The organism is Candidatus Firestonebacteria bacterium RIFOXYD2_FULL_39_29 (genome assembly GCA_001778375.1).
Classification (GTDB): Bacteria; Oederibacteriota; D2-FULL-39-29; order D2-FULL-39-29; family D2-FULL-39-29; genus D2-FULL-39-29.
Map to the genome: position 1 here is coordinate 1 of MFGV01000045.1, position 22,966 is coordinate 22,966.

Genomic DNA, 22,966 nt, shown 5'->3' on the forward strand with positions numbered 1-22,966 from the left:
CGTTGTTGCGGCATTTGCAGGAGTTGCGTTATCATTCGCATTCAGCACTATATTATATGTCGTGCCTTCCACCAGGGTATGGCCAAAACTATACAGGTCGTACGTCTGGGCGCCGGCATTAAGTTTCGAACCAGTCACCGTCAGAATATGCGGCGCGCTTGCATCCGCAGGGCCGGATATGTAATTGAACCGGATAGTCATTGAATACAGACCTTCGCTGTTTGTCCATCCTACAACCCTGCCTGTGGCATTTACTTTTGATTCCGAGACAGGCGTTACCGTGCCAAAATTCGGAATTACATTATCAAAGCTGAAGTTAACTGTAGTATACGAACTCTGCGCATTTTTCGGGTTTGAGGAGTCGATAGCTTTTACTTCAATTGTATAATTATTCGCGGTGTCCCACGTAGCATCAGCATAAGACCAGTTGGAAGTACCTGTCGCGGTCACCCAGTTTAACGTACCGGTCACCCAGGTGGTTCCGGACCAGACATAGTTATCAGTCGTTCTTTTTATATTAAGCTGCACTGTAGAGACTGCAGAACCCGTGTCGGATGCCGTACCGGTTATTACCGCCAGACTGCTGTACGAGGTTGAGGGCTGCGGAAGGACTACAGTCGAAGTAGGCACCTGGTCATCAAAGGTAAAGGTATTTCCCGCGCCGGCAGTTTCTGCAGTTCCGGTATTATCCGTCGCCTGGGATTGTATAATATATATTTTGTTCGTCGTCCAGCTGGCTGCAGGATAACTCCAATTCGACGTTCCGGTTGCAGAAAGAGTAAAGCCAGGATCTGAACCTTCCCATGAATCTCCGTCCCACCACAGGGTACTGCTCATATTTTTAATTTTTAATTTTATATTGCTCACTCCGGAACTTCCCGTATCAGAAGCAGTACCGGTTATAGTCCCCAAAGCGCCGTAGTAATTTCCGCTTACAGGGACGGTTATGATTGAACCGGGGGCCTGATTATCAAAGAGGAAGCTGTTACCATCTCCGAAACTCTCTTCGTTTAATGCAGCATCTATAGCTTTAGATTGCGCAAGATAGGTAACCCCGCTTGCCGGTGTCGGAATTTCCCAGGACCAGTTAGCCGTCCCGGTGGCATTTAGCCATACTTGCGGCGTATCCCATGCTCCACCGTTCCAGTATTTGGTATCCGAGAATCTCTTGTAGCTCACTTGTACAGTTACAACTCCGGTCCCGGTAGCCGGATCGCTTGCCGTACCTGTTATCAAAGATATAGTGTTAAGCTTTGAACCATTAACCGGATCAACTATAACAGAGGACGGTGCCACATTATCAAAGGTGAATGTTTTACCTGCCCCGGGTGTCTCTTCATTTCCGGCGAGGTCAACAGCCATTGACTTTACTATATATGTCTTACCGCTGGCCCACGCAGGCGAGGTTTTATTCCAGGAAGTCGTCCCCTCAGTAGCCGGCAGCCAGGTCTCTGTCCCTCCCCAGGTCCCGCCGTCATAATAATTATTATTTGTATCATTCCTTATTGAGATTTTAATAACACTGAGACCGTGAGTATCGGAAGCCGTACCGGTTATCCCCGCAAGAATTTTGAGTTTGGAACCGCTCAAAGGACTCGTTATAGTAGAGTTGGGTGCAGACGTATCATAAGTGAAAGTACTGCCGGTTCCTAGTGACTCCGTATTGGTGGCGTTATCTATTGCCTGCGACTGTATTTGATACACCTTATCGTTCGTAACAGTTACCGACCCGGTTGAATATGTCCAGTTAGCGCCTGTTGTAGTAATATAGGTAGAGGTTCCGCTCCAACTTCCTCCGTTCCACCATTGCGTATCTGTAACGTTCTTAATATATACCCTGACCAGGGAAAGCCCTGACATATTCGGGGCTACATCATTGGCCGTACCGCTAACCGAAGAGAAGGTTTTAATAACAGCTCCGTTTGCGGGAGAAACAACAGCAGATTCCGGAGAAGTCGAATCTGCAATATAAGTAAAGGTCACTCCGGAAGACGGTGTTTCCCAGAGCAAACCGTTATCCTGCGCCTTACTTCTTAACTGATAATCCTTGTTTGAGGTCCATACCGTTACGGTAGAACTCCAGGTGGTGGTCCCGTCAGCATCAACCCAGGTATCCGCACCCCAGGTGCTTCCGGTCCAGTAGGTTGTATCCGTAATATTTTTTATGTTGACCTGAACCTTCTTAACACCGGCAAGATTATCCGACGCGGTACCGGCAGGCGCAGGCGCAGAGTATAACGTCTGTCCGTTGGTAGGACTCGTTATGGCAGAAGACGGCGGTGTCGTATCAAATTTAAAGGAGTTCCCAACCCCCGCTGTTTCAGTATTGCCCGCAAAGTCCGTACCTTGCACCTGAATAAGATATATCTTTCCGCTGGTCCACGCAGGCGTCGCATAAGTCCAATTATCAGTACCAACAACACTAAGGTTATACCCGGGATCTGAAGAAGTCCAGCTCCCGTCATAGTAAGTTGTATCTGTGATGTTTTTTATCCTGAGTTTTACAAGAGTAACCCCGCTGGTAGTATCGGTAGAGGTACCGGTAATTCCCGCAAGAGCGGTAAAACTACTGCCGTTTGCCGGTGACGTCACGACAGAAACGGGCGCAGAGGTATCATATTTAAATGTCTTTCCCTCAGCGGCGGTCTCATTGTTTGCAGCGCCGTCTATAGCCCTGGAAGAGACAACATAAGTCTTGCCGTCAGTAAGTGCAGGTACCGTGAAAGTCCAGGCCGTGGTTCCGGCAGCGTTTATCCAGGTATCAACAATATCCCAGACAGAACCGCCCTGGAAATATAAAGTATCAGTTACATTGTAAATCCTTATCTTAACAAGGGTAACTGTAGCTGCATTGTCCGAAGCCGTGCCGCTAAACTCCGAAGGCTGTGTCTTTATATTCGCGCCTGCTGACGGATAAGTTATCGTGGAAGAAGGATTCGTACTGTCGAAAAGGAAACTGTTTCCCGTTCCGGCTGTTTCCACGTTCCCGGCTGTATCTGTATTTCTGGCCTGAATGAGGTAACTGACACCGCTTGCAAGCGTAGGCAGCGTATAAGTCCAATTAGTAGTTCCTGTCGTTGCAGGAAGCCAGGTTAAATTATCCCCCCACGGAGTTGTGATATCATAGTAGGTGTTATTCTGCATATTCTTTACGGAAACTTCGACCAAGGCCACACTCCTGTTATCCGCTGCGGTTCCGGTTAACGCCGCGATAGCTTTTAATTTAGCGCTGTTTGCCGGCACGGTTATCGTAGTAGTACCGGCAATTCTGTCTATTGTAAAAGTATTTCCTGAACCGGGAGTTTCAATGTTATTTGCGTAGTCCATGGCTTTTGTCGTAATCTGGTAGGTCTTACCGTCAGTCCACGTCGGGATTGTTCCGTTATACAGCCAGGCAGTCGATCCGCTTGTTGAAAGCCAGTTTATTCCGGCCAACCAGGCTCCACCCTGCCAATATTCGTTATCGGTAACGTTCTTAACAGCAACCTCCACACTGGAAACACCTGCCCCGGGCATCGTATCGGAGCTGGTACCGCTTATAACCGCGGGACTGAAGTAGTTGCCAGAATTAGCCGGGAAGGTAACTACTGAAGCCGGCTGTGTGGAATCGGCAAGATACTGGAAAGTTATACCTGATCCGGGAGTTTCGCTATTTATTGCGCCGTCAACAGCCTTCGAACGGATAAGATACCAGTGTGTTGTTGTATAAGTCGGTCCTGAATAAGTCCACGTTGTCGTTCCCCCGGCATTAAAGGCAAAATCCGGATCAGTGGTGACCCAGGTTGAGCCGGTCCAGTAAGTAGTATTGTCCAGGTCCTTGATATTCAGCAGGATAGTTACTATTCCCGTTGAGGCATCATATGCCGTACCTGAAAGTGTCGGTGAAGCATATATCTGCGAACCGGTAACGGGACTGGTCACGCTGGAAGTAGGAGCAGTAGTATCAAAGGTAAACGAATTACCGGTACCAGGAGTCTCGGAATTACCCGCATTATCAATGCCATATTTACGGATGAGGTAGCTCTTCCCATCTCCCCACGTTGGCGCGGTGTAGTTCCAGTTCTGAAGCCCTGCCGTCGGGGAAAGCCACGTTTCAGAAGCATCCACAAAAGAAGAGCCATTATACCATTTTGTATCCGCAAGGCTCTTTATGGAAATATAGAGAGCGCTCATGCCGCTCGTGGCGTCCGAGGACGTTCCGGTTATAACCGTCAAGGCCTTGATTTTTCCGCCATTTGAAGGCGAAACTATAGTTGTAGTGGGCACTGTAGTATCATACTTAAAGGTTATAAGAGCGGAGCCGGTCTCTGTATTATTTGCGCCGTCCTTACCTCTGGACTTTACTATATATGTCTTACCATCTTCCCAGAGAACCACTGCCCCGTTATAGTTCCAAGCAGTGGTGCCGCCGACATTTACCCAGGCCAGCGGTGTGTCCCAAACAGTGCCTGACCAGTATTTTGTATCTGTTTCGCACTTTAACTGCATTTGAACGAGAGAAACTCCTGTATTTCCGTAAGCAGCATCGGAACAGGTACCGGTAATCCCTTCCGGCGCGATTTTAAGATTTGCATTGCTTGCGGGATAGGTAACCGCGGAAACCGGTGCAAGAGCATCGTAAGTAAAGGACCACGCGGTCCCTACCGTTTCAAGGTTGCCTGCATTATCCTTTGCCATTGTGCTTATTTTATATGTGACGCCGGTGCTCCAGGCAGGAGAAGAGTACGTCCAGCCGGTTGTGCCGGTACAGAAAAGCCAGGACGAACCCGGCTCCCATGAATCTCCGTCCCAATATTGCGTATTATTATTATCAAATATATTAATGGAAACCGAGGAGGTGTCTGACGAAGCCGTTCCTGAAAGAACGGTAAGTGAACTCTTCTTGTCTCCATTCGTAAAAGCAGTTATCGTAGAAGTCGGTTTTGTCGTATCATAAGTAAAGGTGCTGTATGTGCCGGGAGCTTCAATATTGCCTGCGTTATCTTTTGCTTTCGTGTGTATTATATAATCCCCGTCCGAAGGTAACGCCGGCGGGGTGTAACTCCAGGCAGCCGTACCGGTACATACCAACCAGTATTCTACCGGAGAGGAGAAGGAGGTATTATTGTACCAGTTACCGCCCACAAACAATAAACTTATTGAAACACCGGTAGCAGCCGTATCAGAGGAAGACGTACCCGAAATTACGGTAAGCGTGCTTCGCAGAGAGCCGGTAGCGGGATATGCTATCACAGTTGTCGGCGGAGTATTATCAAAACTAAACGAGGATTCCGTAAATGCGCTTTGTGTATTGCTTGCAGCATCTGCCGCCTTAGACTGCACGGTGTAAACTTTGCCTGTTACCCAGGAGGAGATATTATAAATCCAGTTGTTAGTACCGGTTGCACCCAGCCAGTTAAGCGAACCACTAACCCAACTGCCCCCGTTCCATACGGTGCTATCGGTAATATTTTTAATGTTTACCTGGACGCTTACTACCGAAGAAGAAGCATCGGTAGCCGTACCCGAAATCTGACTCAGGGTATTATAGGTGGTTCCATTCAGAGGCGGGTTGATAGTAGAAGAAGGCGGTACATTATCCAGTCTGAAAGTATTACCTGTTCCCGGAGTTTCTACATTGGCAATATTATCCTCAGCCATAGTAACCAGCAAGTAATTCTTATCGGATTCCAGCGCAAACGGAGCCGTACTATAACTCCAGTTTAGCGTACCCGTAGCAGTATGCCAGTAATCTGTTGATCCGCTTACCCAGGAAAGACCGGTGGTAAAGGTTTCCGTATCTGTAAGATTTTTTATAGTAAACTTGACATTATTGACTCCGGCTGTCGCATCCGTTGCCGTACCTGTAAGGTACGGCAGACTATTATAGGTCTGGCTTAAAGGAGCTGCTACTGTTGAAACAGGTTTGGTTGTGTCTATCTTGAACGTAGTGCCAAATCCCGGAGTCTCTATGTTTTCAGTCGGAGTAACAAGATCCTTCGCTCTTGACTGGATAACATAGGTTCTATCGGATGTAAGCGGAGTTACTGAAGTGTCGTAAGTCCATGCAGCAAGACCGGTTGCGCTAACCCAGGCGCTTCCCGCCTGCCAGGTACCTACCCCATCCCAATATAAATTATCAGTAACGTTATAGATCCGTGTTTGAACAACCTGAAGACCTGAGCCGCCGGAGTCTGTCGCAGTTCCAGTAATCCCTGCCAGTGCAGTTTTTACATCATTATTTGAAGGATAAGTTATCACGGAAGAAGGAGAATTATCATCATAGATAAATGTCACACTTGTCCCGGAAGTAGCGGCGTTTGTAGCCGTATCCACGGCTTTTGTCCTGATTATATACTGCTGGTTTGTCCAAGTTGGCGCAGGATAACTCCAGCTTGTTGTTCCGGTTACTCCCTGCCATTGCGTTCCTGCTCCCCCGGAAAAATCAGAGCCGTTATAATACCCGCCAATCTGGTCCTTGATACTTACATATACATTAGTCAAAACACCGGGGGAGGTATCTGAACCAGTACCTGTTATTCCGGCGAGTGTTTTTATCTTTGCTTCGTTTGCAGGTACAGATATTGTTGACAAAGGATTTGTTGTATCATATATAAAACTGACACCTGCGCCGGGAGTTTCAACATTTCCCGCCTGGTCTGTGGCTTTTCCTCTAATAAGAAAATTACCATCACCAGAAATGTTTGTTAGAGTCTTTGTCCAAGTATTTAAACCTGTTACAGTAAGCCAAGTTTCCACACCGGCCGTCCAATCTGTACCACCTGCATACCACTTACCCAAATCGGTATTCTTTACGCTTATTTTTACATCACTTACCAACGCTGCATTATCAGAAGCCGTACCGGAGATAGTAAAAAGCGAATTAAACTGTGAGTTTGTTGCAGGATTGGTTACACTTGAAACTGGTGCTCCATTGTCAAAAAGAAAGCTGTTTGTTGTTGTTGTTGAGACATTTCCGCCATAGTCAGCAGAGTAAAAACTTACATCATAGTTCTTTCCGTTTGAAAACGTTACACTGCTTGTATCGTGCGTCCATGTCGGATCGGCATAAGAAGAGGGGCTTAACCAGGTATCAACGCCCCACGCCGCGCCGGTCCAGTAAAGCGTATCTGTTGTATTCTTAATTTTGAGATAGTTTGTTTTAACGCCGGTCGAAGCCGTATCCGTAGCAAGACCTGTTATCGCAGATAACGCATTGTATTTACCGCCGTTTGAAGGCATAGTAATTGAGGATGTGGGGTTGGTATTGTCTATTCCCCAATAGAAAGGAGCATCACCGTAAGTGACATCCGTCTGTCCTGTCCAATTATTGGTCGTAAGGGAAAAGTAACCTTGATTCTCAGAGGACCCGCCTTGAAAGCCCACCCTGAAATAAGGCGAGGTCGGCGTTGTATCATAATAGGTGTTTGCCAGTATATAATAGCCCGTTCCGGACGCTGAACCCGGAGAGGTAAAATACAACCTGTATTTTTTGTTAGCAAGCAGCGTTATTGGAGAAGGCAATACTTTTGATATCCAGGAATAAGATGTTGTTACATCACCGCTATTGCAAAAGAGTACACCGGTTGTTACAGAGGTAGTATCTGTAATATTATACAGGTTCCAGTACAAACTATCCGCCGGGCTTGAAACCTTTGCAACGTAAGCATAGAGTCTTGCAACATTTGTCTTGGGACCGCCTGTAACTGTGAATATCTCCCCCGCTGAACGAACCGTAGCCCCGGTACCGCAGATATTAACATTAGTTGTCGCTGCGATGGTGGCATCAGCGACAAGAACCAGGCTTCCTTCATAATCAGTAGTACCATAATCAATTACAAATTGCGGCTTACCATCACCAGCAACCCATGCACTTCCATCATAATATTCCGTTTGCAGATCCGGATCATCATACTCTGCAGTTATCGGAGTTGCGGTATTGCACTGATACGTCTGAGAATCAAAAGGAGATTTCTGTCTAAGAGTGGCATAGTCAGACGCACCTAGACTGCCGCCCGATTGATATTGAGTAACTATGTGGTAAACTGTTCCCTGGGTAAGAGTAACGTCCGGGAAATTTATAGTTGTGGTACGTTCCCCATTTCCACCCGTGGTAGCATCCAAAGAACAAAGCCAGGTACCTGTCGGCTCACCGTTGCTGTCGGCTTGAATACCCCATCGGTGTGTTCCCGAGGTACCCGCTTCAGTGGTGCGAAGCCTCATTTGAGTGGCAGTACCGCCCACCCTGCAGGTAAACCTTATACCGTTTTTAATCGTACTATTGGTAATATTGTAAAGATTTGAGCCGGAATTAAAAGCATTTGTATTACCCCAGGTGGTATCAGCAAAGGATTTTATAGGCAGAGAAATAATAAATGAAACTAATACAAATGCAAAAAGAGTTCTTAATAAAATATTAAGAGGGTTGGTGGTTGGTGCCTTCCTTCGGTATGTCCACCCTGCTCTTCTCATGGTCTCCTCGGGTTCGGTAGAACTTTTCCTGATTCTACAGCTATATTATAGCAAACGCTGTGCCAGTTGTCAACAAATACATAGAAATTTGTTATTGTACTGATTCCTAAATACTTCTACGATATTTTTAAAGTAATACTTTAACACACCTACCCCTATTTCTATGGATTCTCTTCCATACATATGGATTCCTTTCCATACAAGCGATATCATCCCCTAAATACAACTTTACAAACCTTAAAAACCTTTTATAATGGTGACAGTCACCGCAAATGCGTTATAGCATAAACTTTTTCTAGTTTTTAGATTTTTTAGACAAAACCTCACCTAAACCCCAATTGTAGCTGCTTGCAGATAGCACCAGCATCCAAAGCTTCAGCAATCACAATGGAATGGTTTCCATATCGCTATTTAGCCTATAATAATCAGTGTTATTCAGCTATTTTCTCCGTGTTTTAGTTATTAATACATTCCGTTGTCTATAAGCAAAACTTTTCTCGATATGTAAGATATATACATGCCAACATCCGTTGACAAAACGAGATAAAAGTCCGTAAGGTCTAAGGTCCATAAAGTAAAATCTTAAAAATATTTTTTAAGATCAAATACCTAAAATATATCAATACCACCTCTAAAAATAACCTTATAAACCTTACAAACCTTTTCTAGCCATCTTTCTCTCGACCCTATGTCCTATAATTCTAAGCTTACCTTTTGCATCGCAGCCAATTACTACATATGACAGATAATCCTGTCCTAAATGATCGTCAATTTCACGTTTTACCCAAATTCCGTAGTTATTTTTGTCCGATAGCACCATTTTTAATAGCTTCTGCACCTCATTCCTGTCAACCGGGATTCCGTGTTTTAACCTATCCACCAGGAAGTGAACTTCGTTTATAGAGTGAGGCACATGGCTGAGCATAAGCACCTCCGGTGAAAACTATTCCACTGATTACAAAGCTACCGGATTCCACTGATACAAACTAGTTCTCTTTTGCTTCTTTCCTTTCGTCTGCTTTCTTTGCCGTACGTCCTGTTTTCTTCTCCTGCTTCTTTTCCTTCACTTTCTTTACTTTTCCCACTTTCTCCACTTTTTTATTGAGCATTTTCCATGCCAGCTTCAAAACATATTACAAAACCTGAATTCTCGCCCTCGCGACCTCAAATACTGTGGAAGTATTTACATATAATGAGGAAGCAATTCCATATTATACCGATAAGAACCGATTGCTATTGACATAAGCGCACATAATGTATATACTTACTAACAAGTAGTGCATATATGTGCGGAGGTAATATGTCAATTAACACACAAAATATCTTAAAATTTTTTAAAGCTACTGGAGGAATAGCTAAATTTTCTGTACTAAGAAAAGCCGGGTTCCATCATGATACAATTAACGCTGTTGTAGCAGAAGATAGAGTAAAAATAATTTCACGCGGGATATATCAGCTGAGCGACCATGATATTGGAACATACCCGGATCTGGTTCTTGCTTCTCTTCAGTCACCGAAGGGAATTATCTGTCTGGCTTCCGCTCTTGCGTTTCATGAAGCAACAACCGAGATTCCCGGTTATGTGGAAATAGCTATCCCCGCACAGACACGAGCAAATAAAATTAAATACCCGCCGGTAAGATTTTACCGATTTGATGAAAATGCGTATAACGCCGGTATTGAAGAACATAAGATCGGATCACAAAAAATAAGGGTTTACTCTCTTGCCAAAACAATAGCTGATTGTTTTAAATTCAGAAGCAAAATAGGCATGGGTATTATCAGGAACGCCATGAAAACAGCAATAATGGAAAAAAATGTAAATCTGAATGAGTTGATAAAACACGCGAAAATTTGCCGGGTTGATAATGTAATTAAACCGGTCCTTGAGGCCATGCTATGAAAGATAATGTCAGGAATATTGCGGCTTCTGTGAAAGCCCGTTTAATGAGTAAAGCGAAGGAAACTAACCGGCCTTTTGCGGAAGTTTTGCAGTATTTTGGTATGGAGAGGTTTCTTTACAGACTCAGCCGGTCAAAATATTCAGAGAAGTTCATTCTTAAAGGCGCCTTAATGTTTACTGTCTGGCAAATTCCGGAGAGAAGAACAACTCTGGACATTGATTTCTTAGCACGTTATGACAATCAAATAGACTCAATTGAAAATGCTATGAAAGATATCTGTGAAATAAGCATTGAATCTGACGGTATTGTTTTTGACCTTTCTACCGTAAAAGGGACCAGAATAAAAGCAGATGCGGATTACGAAGGAGTGCGAATAAAACTTATTGGATTTCTGGAACAGTCAAGAATTCCATTACAAATTGATATAGGATTTGGTGATGTAGTCTATCCAAATCCAAAGACTATAGATTACCCTGTTGTTTTGGATTTTCCCAAACCGCATCTTAAGGGATATCCCGCTGAAAACACTATCAGTGAAAAGTTTGAAGCTATGATAACGCTTGGTTCTTTGAACAGCCGTATGAAGGATTTCTATGATATCTGGCTTTTAATGAGACAGCATGACTTTGACGGAACAAACCTTGCCGCAGCTATTCAAAATACATTTACGCAAAGAAAGATTGAACTTCCGGCGAAGAAACCACTTTTTGCCGAAGAAATCTACGATCACGGCTCCGATCGTCAAAAGCTCTGGAAGGCTTTCATCGTTAAAGAAGAAAGTAAAATCGCACCGGAGCACTTATCTAGTGTAGCAAAAGAGATAGAGGATTTTCTTATTCTACCTGTAAAGGCAATAGCCAAAACAAAAGAATTTAACAAACACTGGAAAGCTCCAGGCCCATGGAAATAGAGTATTTTTTTAATTCAGACTTTGTACTTTCACTTCCAGACTCTGTCTTCCCCTTTTCACTTGCAAATCCTCCAAACATCTAATCTTCAAACCCTCAAACCATCGGACTTCGTCCTTCACGGCCTCGGATGATATTTTTTATGCACTTCACGGAGGCGGGATCTGTCCACATGCGTATATATCTGCGTCGTCGAAATACTTGAATGCCCGAGCATCTCCTGCACGCTTCTGAGATCGGCACCGTGAGTGAGAAGATGCGTGGCAAAGGAATGTCTTAAAGTGTGAGGAGTCACGTGTTTTGCTATACCTGCCGCCGCGGCACGCTTCACTATTATCTTCCAGAGCCAGACCCTGCTGAATTTTTTTCCTCTTTTATTTAAAAATAGCTCTCCGGAAGAGGAGGAGGTTTTCTCGACTAATTCAATGCGTATTTTTCCTATGTATTCATCCACCCAATCCGCCGCTACCTTTCCTACCGGAACTATCCTTTCTTTGCTCCCCTTCCCCATGCACCTTATATACTGCGCAACTGTATCATAGTCATATATTTTCAGATTAGAAACCTCGGAGATGCGCATACCTGTGGCATACATCAACTCGAGGAGCGCGCGGTCCCGGAGATCATCTTTGTCTTTTTGATTTACAGACTCCAGCAGCCTGACAATCTCCTGTTCCGAAAGAACATCCGGCAGTTTTTTCATAAGCCGGGGAGATTCCAGTTCTGCCGCGGGATTTTCCTCCATCTTTTTTTCCAGAGAAAGAAATTTAAAAAAAGTTTTGATCGCAGAAAGTTTTCTTGCAGAAGAAGAGGGATCATATTTCTCCTTCACGGATGAAAAATAATCCAATATGTCATGCTTGGTGATTTTTGCCGCATCACCAATACCTTTTTTTTCGATGAACAGTAAAAACTGATTAATATCATTTTTGTACGAACTCACCGTACTGACAGGATATCGGCGTTCGGTGGAGAGGTACATTAAGAATTCAGGAACTAGTTCCAGCATGAAAACCTCACAAAAAAATGACTAAGGACTATTGACTAATGACTATTTATTGTTGGCGGAAAAACCCCGCCTCATATTTATATTTACACTTTATAATATCGCGGCGCTCTTTTGCCGCGTTCATCAAATAGTCATTAGTCAATAGTCACTAGTACTTTCTTTATTTGATTTCAAATCCGTTGAATTCTTCCGTCGCCTTTTCCCACTCTATCTCCGTATACTTTATATGTGTCGCAAAATATTCCTCTATTTTTTTAAGAAATTCAATCAGATGCTTTTTCTCGCCTTCGGCAATGAGCTCTACCCTGCCGCCTGAAAGATTTTCAACCGTACCCGTAACATTTCCGAGCCGTTCGGCGATATCCTGACAGGTAAAACGAAAACCCACGCCCTGCACGGTACCTGTAAAATAGACATGAACCCTACTAGACATTTAACCCCCCGGGTAAAGCAATCACTAACCTTAAATAATCACTAAGATCTAAGCACTAAATTCTAAACAAAAAACAAATACTTAATAATTAAATCTCAAACTAAATCGTTGGAACTATATTAATATCTTCCTTTTTAGTGCTTAGTGCTTTAATCTTAGTCATTGTTCTTCTTAGTGCTTAGTGCTTTAATCTTAGTCATTGCTTTACTCTTTCGTCCATATTCTTGTATTTAAATTCAAATCTTCTACTATCCCTGTCAAAAGCGCAAGGTCATTATAATACTCCAGCACTACATTAAAATCCAGAAGGGTGGTAAAAAGTTTGGGCTCGAAAAGGTTTTTATTATAAGAAAGGGCAATATAAACTTTTGAATCCACAAACGACATATGTAGAGGCCTTCCTGTTTTTTTCTTGAACTCCATTATTCTTTCCATTAAACTCGTAGAAAGGATGTATCTTGCAGTTACCTGGTTGTCACCGTAGACTGCGAACTCTTTTTCAAACTTCGGATCTTCAAGTTTTATCAGCTTTCCCCTCGTGAAATTATATTCCTGAAGCATCGTTCCGAGAAAACCAAACATTCTTTCAGCCGTATCGGGAAGCACAACCGTAACACCGGCAAAAGTCTTATTAAAATCTGCGATAAAGAAGATACCTCTGAAAATAGTATGCCAGGTGGTACGGACATTCCCTTTACTGTCACGTGATTCCGTCTTATACTCCGAATGCACCTCTGAGAATTCTATCGCAGTTTTATCCAGTTTACCTCCGACATAATCCTCCCCTTTATACCTGTCGGGATTCTTCGGAAATATCCGGCTCGTCATATACTGTGACCCGGGAATACAGGACCCCTGGTCAAAAAAGAGGCTGTCATCAAAAAACTTAACAAGCTTTCCTATTATTTCACTTTTGAACTGCCGTTTGTAACTTTTCGATACAATATAATATACCAATGCAAATATTGCCGCACCGATTAGAACGGGAATAAACACAAAATAGAGGCCTGAGTTCCCGGCAGAAGCAAGAATTATGAGACAAATGACAAGCACCATAACTGCTGTCACTGCTCCGGATATTCCTACAACACTGACAATCTTTTTACGCTGCCTCTCCAGAGGAAGGAGAGATATATACAGTTTTTCCCTATAGAATATTTTTAACTCTTCAATACTTTTCATTTTTTCCACTGCTCCGCGACATTAATATTCTCCCTGCCTTTTTCCGTAATAGAAAAATAGTCACCTTCTTTAAATCCGAGAAGACCGGCGAGAATATTGAACGGGAACAGCATAACCGCATTATTATAATCATTTACCGAGGCGTTATAGGCGCGCCTTTCGGCGGAAATTTGTTCCTCCACTTCATTAAGAGTTTTTTGCAGGTGCATAAAATTATTACTTGCTTTTAACTCGGGATAACTTTCGGAAACAGCCATTATGCTTTTTAGAGTATTTCCCATTTCATTATCAATTCCTTCTTTTTCTTTTCCGCTTTTTTGTCCGGAGATTGCCGCAGACCTCAGTTTTGCTATCTCGGTTAAGAGCGCGCTCTCATGCTTTACATAACCCTTTACCGCTTCAACGAGATTTGGTATCAAATCATACCGCTTTTTCAAAAGCGCATCAATCGAGGCAAAAGCATTTTTCACCTGGTTCCGTTTTGTAATCAAAAGATTAAAAATAAAAACAACTGCGACAAACAGAAGGCACAGCCCGATTATAAAATAATTACCCATTTAACCCCCATGCTATGGCACAAGCATTAAGAATAACCCTTTGAAAGACTGGCGGGTGGTTTAATAAATTCTTTATTGTTTAGAAACTATCTCTCCCTGTCAAAAGTTGTCTCTTTTTTTTCAGGAATGAATTCTTCATACTTTACTTCATATTTATAATTGGAAGGCATTATTTCCCCTTCATAAACTATATTAAATTCCTTTTCCGCCTTTGAATAAATGGATTCGTTAAATTTATATGTTTTGAGAAGCGCTTCGTTATTTTTACCGGTCAAAAGAGAGTAGTAGACCGTCACGTCCCTGATAGAAAGCATTTTACCGTTTCTTATCCTGGCCTTGACTTCCAGCGAACCCGGTTTTTTTAAAAATCTGCATTTTGCCACTTCGACCTCTTCGCCTGCAGTAAAACTACCGTACTCGATATCCCCAAAATCATATTGTTTATCTTTGGCCTGAAACGAATCGACTAATACTTTTTCTTCCTTCAGTACCGAGTATTTTATTAACACCTGATAGCTTGTATAATCGGGAAGATTATTTATCTTAATATTATAGGTCTTTGTTTTGCCTTTCCCTATTTTACCGTCTTCAAGCAAAACATCCTTTTCCTTCATAAGTTTTCTTTCAACATTAAGAAACTTTATATTAAGGGTTAAATCTCCGGCATCTGATTCACCGCTGTTTCTCACTATGCATTTAAGATACCCATTCTCATCTATATATTGGCTTAAAATGGTTATTACCGCTTCGTCTTTTTTTTCACCGTCCTGCTGCGGAGGGTTAAACAGGTCTGAACCGTGGAAAATAATCTCTTTTTTTCCTTTTTTATCGGAGTAATTTATCTTTAGATCATAGACTTCAAAATAAGGACAACCTTTTATATTTATATTAAAATCTTTTTTTGAATTTACATATATATACGGCAGGATAACAGGGTCGGACTCTTTTAAAACTTTCAAATCCCTGTCAAGAACTACAAGCTTTATACTGACATCCCGGAAACTGCTTTCGAAATTACTTCCAATACTGCCGCTAAAAAATACCTGATGTTCAAGTCTTGATCTTGCTACAGATATATTGGATACCTCTATACCGGCTTCACAGAAATTATTAGCCTCAAGGAATATAAATAATAGTATAAACAATTTTTTCATCAGACACTTCTTTCTTGTAACTTTAAAATTTCAGGGCGAATGCTACTCGGACACAAATGAAATATTCTTAATTCCGCTCTTTGCGCATAAATTCAAAACATCAATGACTTCCTGATAAAACACTGAGTCTCTTCCTTTTATGGATACAGATACGGTATCTGCAACAAGTGAAAGACCTTCTAATGTTCCCGCAAACACGCTAAGATCCTGCTCTTCATCATTAACTATCAGTTTTCCTTTTCCGACAACTTCAACATTCATAGCGGTAAAAGCATCCGTATCAGCCGCAGATTCCTGAATAATAGGCAATACAGCATCAAGTTTCAGCTCATCTTTAACCAGTTTGCCAAAAGTCATGTAAAATATCAGGAGCATGAGTATTGTATCAATGAGAGGGATTAATTCTATCCTGCCTTTTTTCAAAGCTCTTCTGGCTATTCTCACGTTTACTCCTTTTTACTCACTCTCTAAAGTCGCAAAAGTAATATTTGATATTCTGTTTCTGGAGCATAACCCCAGTATCTTTGATATTTCCCTGTACTGAAGCTTGGTATCCCCTCTGACCGCTATTGACATTTTCGGATTCTGCTTCATGTAACCGTTTATAAGTTTTTCCAGGGAATCCAGATCATATTTTTCTTTATTGACCAGGATCTGACCTGAAACAGGAATATTAATAATTAACGCATCGGGAGCTTTTTTCCACTTACTGGCCTCTGCAGCAACCGGAAGCTTAACGCCATACTCAAGCTCCATTTCGGCAAATGTCGAAAAACTCATATAAAAGATCAGAAGTATCAGCATTGAGTCAATCATAGGGATCAACTCTACTCTGCCTTTTTTTACAGGTCTCCTCTCAAATCTCATTAGCACTCCTTAGTTTTATTGTACAGGATTCGCGCTTGCTTCTCCTGTGCTTTCCGGTTGTTTTCCTGCTTCTACTTTGAACTCCTCTAATCTTAAAAGAAGCAAGGTAACATTTTTTTCAATACTCATCAGGATCTGTTCTTTTCTTCCGTTTAATAAATTATAGCAAAACAAAGACGGGATAGCTACTGCAAGTCCACCGGCTGTGTTTATCAGAGCTTCAGCGATACCGCCTGCCAAAAGCTCAGGTTTACCCATACCGACAGAAGCAACGACGTTAAACGATCCGATCATACCTATAACGGTACCAAGTAACCCAAGAAGCGGGGTCAGGGTAACCATGGTATCAAGTTGAGGAAGCCGTCTTTCCATGCCTATTGTTTCAGACAGTATCTGAGCTTCAATTTCTTCTTCCATTTTCTTTCTGTCAGAGCCTTTTTCATACTGCACCAAAGCTACTTTTACGACCCTTGGAAGAGCACCTGTAGTTCTATCACAAAGTGTCATTGACATTTTTATATTTGACGTTTTCATAAGAGCATCAATAAATTTCTTTTCTTCCTTTACAGTAGCATTTTTAAAATACGTAAACCTGTCAAAGATAAGCCCTACTGCAAACATAGAACAAATCAGTATTACTGCAAAGATCGGACCGCCGCCCTTAATAAACTGGAAAAAGGTCAGTTTTTTTTGTCCTAACCCGTCACCGCCGGCTTTTCCGTCCTGGGCATTTTCTATACCCGCGCCATCGGCTTTTGCCTCCTGAGCATTTACCATACTTGAGAACTGCAAACAAAGAAACAATGCAAGTATGCTCATTACTATAAAACTTATTTTTCTGTTAAACATTTTCCTTCCTCCTTTAGTTATTTTTAATTCTTTATTTTAAATTCGGCGTCTTTCTTGTATTTTCCATTAGGATATCTTTGAATTAATGCCTCATAGTACTTTTTTGCATCGTCCTTCTGTTCTAAAAATTCTGCGCACCTCCCTGCCTTAAACAAAGCTTCTTCCGCAATATCCTTATAGGCCGCATAAACAAACGCGACTTTTGCATACTGCGTCAGCGCTTCTTTGTACTTGTTTAATTTAAAATAACTGCTTGCAAGCTTATAAGTACTTTCTGCCGCCGTTTTTCCCCGGGCCTTATTAATAGACTTTTTGTAATATTTTATCGCCTCTTCCATATTTCCTTTATCAAAATTAACTTCAGCGAGCACCAGACTTATCTCCGGCAGGGAGTTCATATCTTTAAATTTTACCATAGGCTTTTTCAAGAACTCATAAACATCACTTGCTTTTTTTCCCGAATCAAGCTGATGGTAAGCTATTCTTGCATAAATATACGGCAAAACGCCATCATCAGTATACCTCGATATTGCCTCGTTGTAAAGTGTAAAAGCTTCTTTTCCTCTATCTATGGACTCTAAATTACTTGCAACAATATAATAATTCCTTGCAGAAAAATACTCTTTTGGTATGCTATTACTTACCTCTCCCCACAATTTCAGCGCCTGCTCCACCTTCTTTTGCCTGAAATATAAGTCTATCATTGCCATTTTTATTTTACCGAGTAAAGTATTATTGTTTTTTTTCTTTTCAGCAAATTTAGTAAACCTGGCAATTCCTTCATCCAGCGCCTTCTGTCTTGCATAGATCTCTGCCAGTCTGTCCAGACTGGTATCTACTATTGCGTAGTCGTTCACCTTGTCAACCAGATCTTCATAGTCTTTTTTAGCTTTCTCAAATTCTTTTTCGGAAAAATTATATTCCGCAATTTTGAATTGTATCTTTCTTCCAATTTCTGTATCATTCCACTTTTTAGCCTCATCAAAACTTTTATATCCCTGTTCTTTTTTGCCGTCAGTAATCAAACTCCAGCCAATCCAGTAATACGCTTCCGCGCAATACGGACTATCAGGATAATCTTTAAGCAGTATCTCATACATCTTTGACATATCTTTATATTTTCCTTGTTTATAATAAAGATCCCCCATTTGAGTCCTTATTCTCGGAGATGCAGGAGACTTGGGATAATCTTCCAATGCTCTTTCATATATATCGTAAGCTTCTTTATATTTCTGATCAGCCATATAAATATCGCCTATGGAAGAAAACACATTTGGACTCATCTCATCTTTGGGATATTTCTGGACAAATAACTTTAAATACTCTACCGCTTTTACATAGGCGCCTTTTTTTCCGTATGAAAAACCAATCTGATAGAGCGTATTTTTATAGTACTCTTCCTGCGGATACTCATCAATTATTCTCTGATAGGAAGCATTGGCTTTATCGAATTCCGATAAATTGTAATATGCATTCCCCTGATAAAACAAAGACCACCCGGTGAACAAGCTTTTTTCCTCTTTTTTTATTATTCCTTCAAAAATATTCGAAGCTTCATTGTAGTCTTCCAGTCCATAAAAGGCCAGACCTATCTTATACAGACCCTCATCTTCTATCTTTTTTGTATTAAACTTCAGCAGTCCGCTCTTGTACTCCGAAACTACGTCACTGTAATTCTTGGATTTTAAAAGAGAATCGATATAACCAAGCCTAATGTTGTCTCCCAATTCGGTATCCGCATTCTCTTTTATGAACTTTTGCGCATTTCTTTTGAACTCCTCGGTTTTTCCTTCAAGCAAATAGCTTACCGCTATGGCATAACTTGCATCCTTCACAAGATCGCCTTTGGGATCAAGAGTCAGAATCTCATTGAAACTTTTTCTTGCCTCTTCAAACTTTTTCAATTCGACAAAACACTGACCAATCTTGAGTTTGCTTAAAAAAGACGGATCCTTGCCGGCTTTAGCATTCTCCAGCGCTTTTTTCAAATCAGTTTCTTTCTTTTTTAAAAGACCTATAGCTTTTTCCATACCCGGAGCTCTTGTTTTCTCTATACCTTTGACCTTTTTAGAAACTTCATCTATTTGCTTTTGTATCGCAGCTAAGGTTATATCTTTGCCGGGAACTTTATTAAAGAAAATAATAGCATGTTCATAGCTTTTTGCCGCAACTAATTGATCGGCAATCTGATATATGATATTTGCTATCAGCGGATTTTTCCTCATATCCGCAATTTTACTTTCAAATATCTTATTTGCCCCTGCCGGATCTTTTTCATCAACAAGTATTCTTGCGAGTAATAACTCGGCATTATCCAGCATCTCATGTCCGGGAAATCTGTTTATTAAATATTTAATTGTTTCCTTGGCTTTTGAATTGTCTTTTTGGATAAATTGAAGGTTAGCTATGGCAACATACAGCTCCGGGGATCCGCCGGCTATTGCCTTATTGCCTCTTTCATAACTTGCCATCGCCTTGTCATAATCTTTCTGGTCTATGTAGCATTCACCCAGTGCCGTATAAATCATTACTTTCATATCCGAATTAAGTTTGCTCAATTCTTCAAGTTCTTTTATCGCTTCACCAACTTTTTTTTGCATAAAGTAGCAGATAGCAAGATCGTATTTTACATAAGGAATGAGCTCGGACTTGGAAAAGTCCGTCAAGAATTTTTGATACGCAGCTTCGGCTTTTGCATACTCGCCTTTTGAAGCTAATTCCGAGGCTTCTTTGTACACCGCATCAGGCCAAATTATCTCATCCTTAGCTCTTAGATTTGCAATAAACACAAAAAACAAAATAACAGAAAGAATTATCCTCATATTTCTCCTTAATATAAATCTATAATACTCTCCTGCATTTTTTTTAACTGCAAGATAGAGATATAAAAATCCGCGGCTAAAACCGGTTCATACCACTTTGCGGACCAGCTGCCGTCTTCTAATTGTTCCTTCATCAATTTTTCCACCAATTCCTTATAGTAATAATGTATATTATTATCCTTATCGGTTATAGTATCAAGCCCATACAGATTAAGCGACTCTGCTAATGCTTTCAAATAATAAGGATAATGCTTGTCGGATTTAGCTTTTGGATTCTCTTTCAAAGTATAATTTTTAGATAACCAGTCTATTGATTTTTTTACTTCATCAGAAGAAAGAGGTTTTTTAAAAAGTGATTGCAGAGAAAGTCCGACAGCAGTCATTGAACCGTATGAGCTCCTTGTGGTTTCATTGTCATCGGCATAACCAAAACCGCCGTCCTCATTCTGATGATTCTTCAAATAATCCAGCATCTTTATCCACATCTCGTCGTTTTTTTGGATATTCAAAAAATTATATCCTTCTTCCAGTCCCTTGGCTACATTTTCTGTTGCGCTCATATCAGCCCGGCTTCCTTTATAGTAGCCGAACCCGCCCTCTTTGTCCTGAATGCTTTTCATAAATTCAACAGATTTTTTCACTTTTTCTTTATATACAGGATTACCTGTCTTCGAAAGCACTTTTATAGCCATTCCTGTAAGGTATGAAACTTTTTCTTTTTCCACTTCATTATTCGAGAAATAGGAGCCATCCGCTTGTTCGTGTTTAAGCATGAAATCCACTGCTTTTTTCACCGGCTTATCTTCTTCACTCCATCCCTGTTTAAACAATACCAGAAGCGCCATTTGCGTGGCGCCTAAAGGAAAATATGCGCTTTTAAAACTGCCATTTTCCTCCTGCTGTGAAAGTAAGAACCTTATACCTTTCCTTATAGAAGCTTCTTTGCTTTGTTCAAATACTTTTCCGGTAGTTAATGTAAAATTCAAAGCAAGTAAATCCAGCTTTTCCTGTTTCTTTTTTATAATACCGGAAGTTATCTCGTCATAATTCATCCTTTCTATATCAAGCGCAGCAGCAGCAGCGGAACTGACCCATAAATCTTTGTCCTCCAAAAGTTCTTTGAGTTTTAAAATATCCTGTTTTTTAAAATTCTCACCCAAAGCTTTTATGGCAAACCATCTTACGGTAACATCCTTATTCAAATCTCCTGCTATAGCCAAAAGAAGGTCTTTAACCTCGCTAAGATTAAATTTACCCAGGGCATAGACAGCTCTTTGCGCCACATTTTTATCCGTATCCGAAAGCATTTCCAGCAGTTTTTCTTTTGATTCTTTCGTCCGGTTATCACCAAGCAGGGAAATTATCTCGTATCTCACAAGAGGGCTCTTGTCGGAAGCAAGGCTGAATAACTTCGGAAAAAGTTTTTCGTCCTTCAAATCTACAAGCAATTTTACGGCGATTAATCTTACTTTATCATCCTTATCTGCGAGAGAAGTCAGGAAAAGGTCCTTTACTTCCTGACTCATCGGTTTGATCATGCTTAATGCCGTAAAAACATACCACTTTATATCAGGTTTATTTAAAAATTCTATCAAAGGCCTGACGGCTTTCTCTTTAAAATCATGAGCCAATACTTCCGCGGCTTTTTCCCTGACCTTAAACTTGCCTTCGTAATGGCTATAATACGCATCAGAAAAAGTTTCTATAATGTATTTTATGGATGTTTCATTACCTATGCTGCCTAAAGCTTCCAGGGCGGATATTTTCAGCGAAGGCCTTGAAGTATTAAGAATCTCAATCAAATATTTTTCCGCGGCTTTTTCCTTGTTTTTTCCCAGTATGCCGGCTGAAAAACAGGCCCGGTAAATATTAATGCTGTTAAGCGCTTTTATCAAAGCATCCGTATTGCTTTTAGATATTTTTTGAAGTTTTGCTGCAGCTTTATTGCGGATATTGTAATCATCGGATCCCAGTTCTTTTATCAATAAATTTGTAAGCTCGTCGCCGGAATAGACCTCTTTTTCCTCTTCTTTTGCCTGCCATGCCGAGGTTTCAAGCAGAACTTTATACCTTGTCTCTATCTTTTTATAATTTACGTCATCTTTCTTCTCTTTGTAAATCTTCATAAGCTCTGCATATGCTTCCGGAAATGTCGAATCATAGAAGTCAATTATCTCTATTAGCATTCTTTCGGCTTCTGCGAGGTTTTTCTCTTTTTTATTCAATCCTTCAAGGACGATATTAAAATGCCATCTGGCTTCTTCACGGTAATCTATCTCGGGCAGAACCTGTTTCACATCCTCTGATGCGCTTTTTTCTTTTGCCTGAATACTGCAAGCCAGAAATAATACTAAAAATAATAATACTGCCTTTTTCACTACATCTCCTTTTGCTTGTTTATTTTAAATATTACATAAGCAGATGTCGAAGAGAAAATAAACAGGCTGACTATAACCATGACTGTGAGCCCCATATATAAGGCAACATCCTCATCATTCAAAAAATCCAACCCGCCGAACAGATATGATCTTATAAATAAAAATCCCGCAAGTAAAATTAAAATAGCCGCTCCCTGCAAAGTAAGGATTATGGTCAATTGAATATTTATTTTCTTTTTGCCGATAGAAGAGCTAATACTCGTAAAATCCTGCTGCTTACCCAGAAATTTAAGCAAATCATCTTGAGTTATAAAATTCATTTCCACAAGAACATCTCCGAGCCTTTTTTCTATACTGGTTTTCTGCCTTGCAACAGCCTTTTCTAATTGATCCGGAGTTATCAGATTTTCCTGAACAAGCATATCTCCTAAATGTTGTTTTGCCATAAAACG

14 protein-coding genes and 1 pseudogene are annotated in these 22,966 nt (G+C 41.2%); 2 read left to right on the forward strand and 13 right to left on the reverse strand.

The window, feature by feature from the left end; all coding sequences use genetic code 11:
- Together A2536_10755 and A2536_10760 are read right to left on the reverse strand one after the other, a co-directional pair.
- Window positions 1–8,451 (reverse strand): annotated as a pseudogene (locus A2536_10755) (hypothetical protein).
- A 652-nt stretch (window positions 8,452–9,103) separates the two neighbouring features.
- On the reverse strand, window positions 9,104–9,376 hold the full coding sequence (locus A2536_10760; GenBank protein ID OGF46367.1) for a hypothetical protein: 273 nt from the start codon (window positions 9,374–9,376) through the stop codon (window positions 9,104–9,106).
- Window positions 9,377–9,751: 375 nt separating this feature from the next.
- Here A2536_10760 and A2536_10765 point away from each other — a divergent pair, with 375 nt between their 5' ends.
- Window positions 9,752–10,354, forward strand: coding sequence for a hypothetical protein (locus A2536_10765; protein OGF46368.1), 603 nt, complete (start codon window positions 9,752–9,754; stop codon window positions 10,352–10,354).
- Window positions 10,351–11,265, forward strand: coding sequence for a hypothetical protein (locus A2536_10770; GenBank protein OGF46369.1), 915 nt, complete (start codon window positions 10,351–10,353; stop codon window positions 11,263–11,265). The genes A2536_10765 and A2536_10770 overlap by 4 nt, the downstream gene beginning before the upstream one ends.
- Window positions 11,266–11,381: 116 nt before the next feature.
- Here the strand turns inward: A2536_10770 and A2536_10775 are convergent, their stop codons facing one another.
- The 11 genes from A2536_10775 to A2536_10825 form a co-directional block, all read right to left on the reverse strand.
- On the reverse strand, window positions 11,382–12,272 hold the full coding sequence (locus A2536_10775; protein ID OGF46370.1) for a site-specific tyrosine recombinase XerD: 891 nt from the start codon (window positions 12,270–12,272) through the stop codon (window positions 11,382–11,384).
- Window positions 12,273–12,432: 160 nt separating this feature from the next.
- Window positions 12,433–12,705: a hypothetical protein gene (locus tag A2536_10780; protein ID OGF46371.1), complete on the reverse strand. Its 273-nt coding sequence runs from the start codon at window positions 12,703–12,705 to the stop codon at window positions 12,433–12,435.
- 204 nt (window positions 12,706–12,909) lie between these two features.
- Window positions 12,910–13,887, reverse strand: coding sequence for a hypothetical protein (locus A2536_10785; GenBank protein ID OGF46372.1), 978 nt, complete (start codon window positions 13,885–13,887; stop codon window positions 12,910–12,912).
- Window positions 13,884–14,444 (reverse strand): LemA family protein, encoded by a 561-nt coding sequence (locus A2536_10790; GenBank protein ID OGF46373.1) that lies wholly within the window; start codon window positions 14,442–14,444, stop codon window positions 13,884–13,886. Before A2536_10790 ends, A2536_10785 begins: the two co-directional genes overlap by 4 nt.
- Before the next feature lie 86 nt (window positions 14,445–14,530).
- A complete protein-coding gene (locus A2536_10795) occupies window positions 14,531–15,598 on the reverse strand; it encodes a hypothetical protein (GenBank protein OGF46374.1) in 1,068 nt (355 codons plus the stop codon).
- Between the two features lie 42 nt (window positions 15,599–15,640).
- Window positions 15,641–16,042 (reverse strand): hypothetical protein, encoded by a 402-nt coding sequence (locus tag A2536_10800; GenBank protein OGF46375.1) that lies wholly within the window; start codon window positions 16,040–16,042, stop codon window positions 15,641–15,643.
- 12 nt (window positions 16,043–16,054) lie between these two features.
- On the reverse strand, window positions 16,055–16,465 hold the full coding sequence (locus tag A2536_10805) for a hypothetical protein (GenBank protein OGF46376.1): 411 nt from the start codon (window positions 16,463–16,465) through the stop codon (window positions 16,055–16,057).
- 15 nt (window positions 16,466–16,480) lie between these two features.
- Window positions 16,481–17,314, reverse strand: a complete 834-nt coding sequence (locus tag A2536_10810; protein ID OGF46377.1) for a hypothetical protein — start codon at window positions 17,312–17,314, stop codon at window positions 16,481–16,483.
- 23 nt (window positions 17,315–17,337) lie between these two features.
- Entirely contained in the window at window positions 17,338–20,136 is a 2,799-nt protein-coding gene (locus A2536_10815; protein OGF46378.1) for a hypothetical protein, read from the reverse strand.
- 8 nt (window positions 20,137–20,144) lie between these two features.
- Window positions 20,145–22,514 carry a hypothetical protein gene (locus A2536_10820; protein ID OGF46379.1) on the reverse strand — a complete coding sequence of 790 codons (2,370 nt, stop codon included), beginning with the start codon at window positions 22,512–22,514 and terminating at the stop codon, window positions 20,145–20,147.
- Window positions 22,514–22,960, reverse strand: coding sequence for a hypothetical protein (locus A2536_10825; protein ID OGF46380.1), 447 nt, complete (start codon window positions 22,958–22,960; stop codon window positions 22,514–22,516). The genes A2536_10820 and A2536_10825 overlap by 1 nt, the downstream gene beginning before the upstream one ends.
- Window positions 22,961–22,966 lie beyond the last annotated feature (6 nt).

What these genes read in the sequence shown, in the direction of transcription:
- A2536_10760 (OGF46367.1), bottom strand. Translation starts at nt 9,376, where the DNA reads ATGCTCAGCCATGTGCCTCACTCTATAAACGAAGTTCACTTCCTGGTG.
- A2536_10765 (OGF46368.1), top strand. Translation starts at nt 9,752, where the DNA reads ATGTCAATTAACACACAAAATATCTTAAAATTTTTTAAAGCTACTGGA.
- A2536_10770 (OGF46369.1), top strand. Translation starts at nt 10,351, where the DNA reads ATGAAAGATAATGTCAGGAATATTGCGGCTTCTGTGAAAGCCCGTTTA.
- A2536_10775 (OGF46370.1), bottom strand. Translation starts at nt 12,272, where the DNA reads ATGCTGGAACTAGTTCCTGAATTCTTAATGTACCTCTCCACCGAACGC.
- A2536_10780 (OGF46371.1), bottom strand. Translation starts at nt 12,705, where the DNA reads ATGTCTAGTAGGGTTCATGTCTATTTTACAGGTACCGTGCAGGGCGTG.
- A2536_10785 (OGF46372.1), bottom strand. Translation starts at nt 13,887, where the DNA reads ATGAAAAGTATTGAAGAGTTAAAAATATTCTATAGGGAAAAACTGTAT.
- A2536_10790 (OGF46373.1), bottom strand. Translation starts at nt 14,444, where the DNA reads ATGGGTAATTATTTTATAATCGGGCTGTGCCTTCTGTTTGTCGCAGTT.
- A2536_10795 (OGF46374.1), bottom strand. Translation starts at nt 15,598, where the DNA reads ATGAAAAAATTGTTTATACTATTATTTATATTCCTTGAGGCTAATAAT.
- A2536_10805 (OGF46376.1), bottom strand. Translation starts at nt 16,465, where the DNA reads ATGAGATTTGAGAGGAGACCTGTAAAAAAAGGCAGAGTAGAGTTGATC.
- A2536_10810 (OGF46377.1), bottom strand. Translation starts at nt 17,314, where the DNA reads ATGTTTAACAGAAAAATAAGTTTTATAGTAATGAGCATACTTGCATTG.
- A2536_10815 (OGF46378.1), bottom strand. Translation starts at nt 20,136, where the DNA reads ATGAGGATAATTCTTTCTGTTATTTTGTTTTTTGTGTTTATTGCAAAT.
- A2536_10825 (OGF46380.1), bottom strand. Translation starts at nt 22,960, where the DNA reads ATGGCAAAACAACATTTAGGAGATATGCTTGTTCAGGAAAATCTGATA.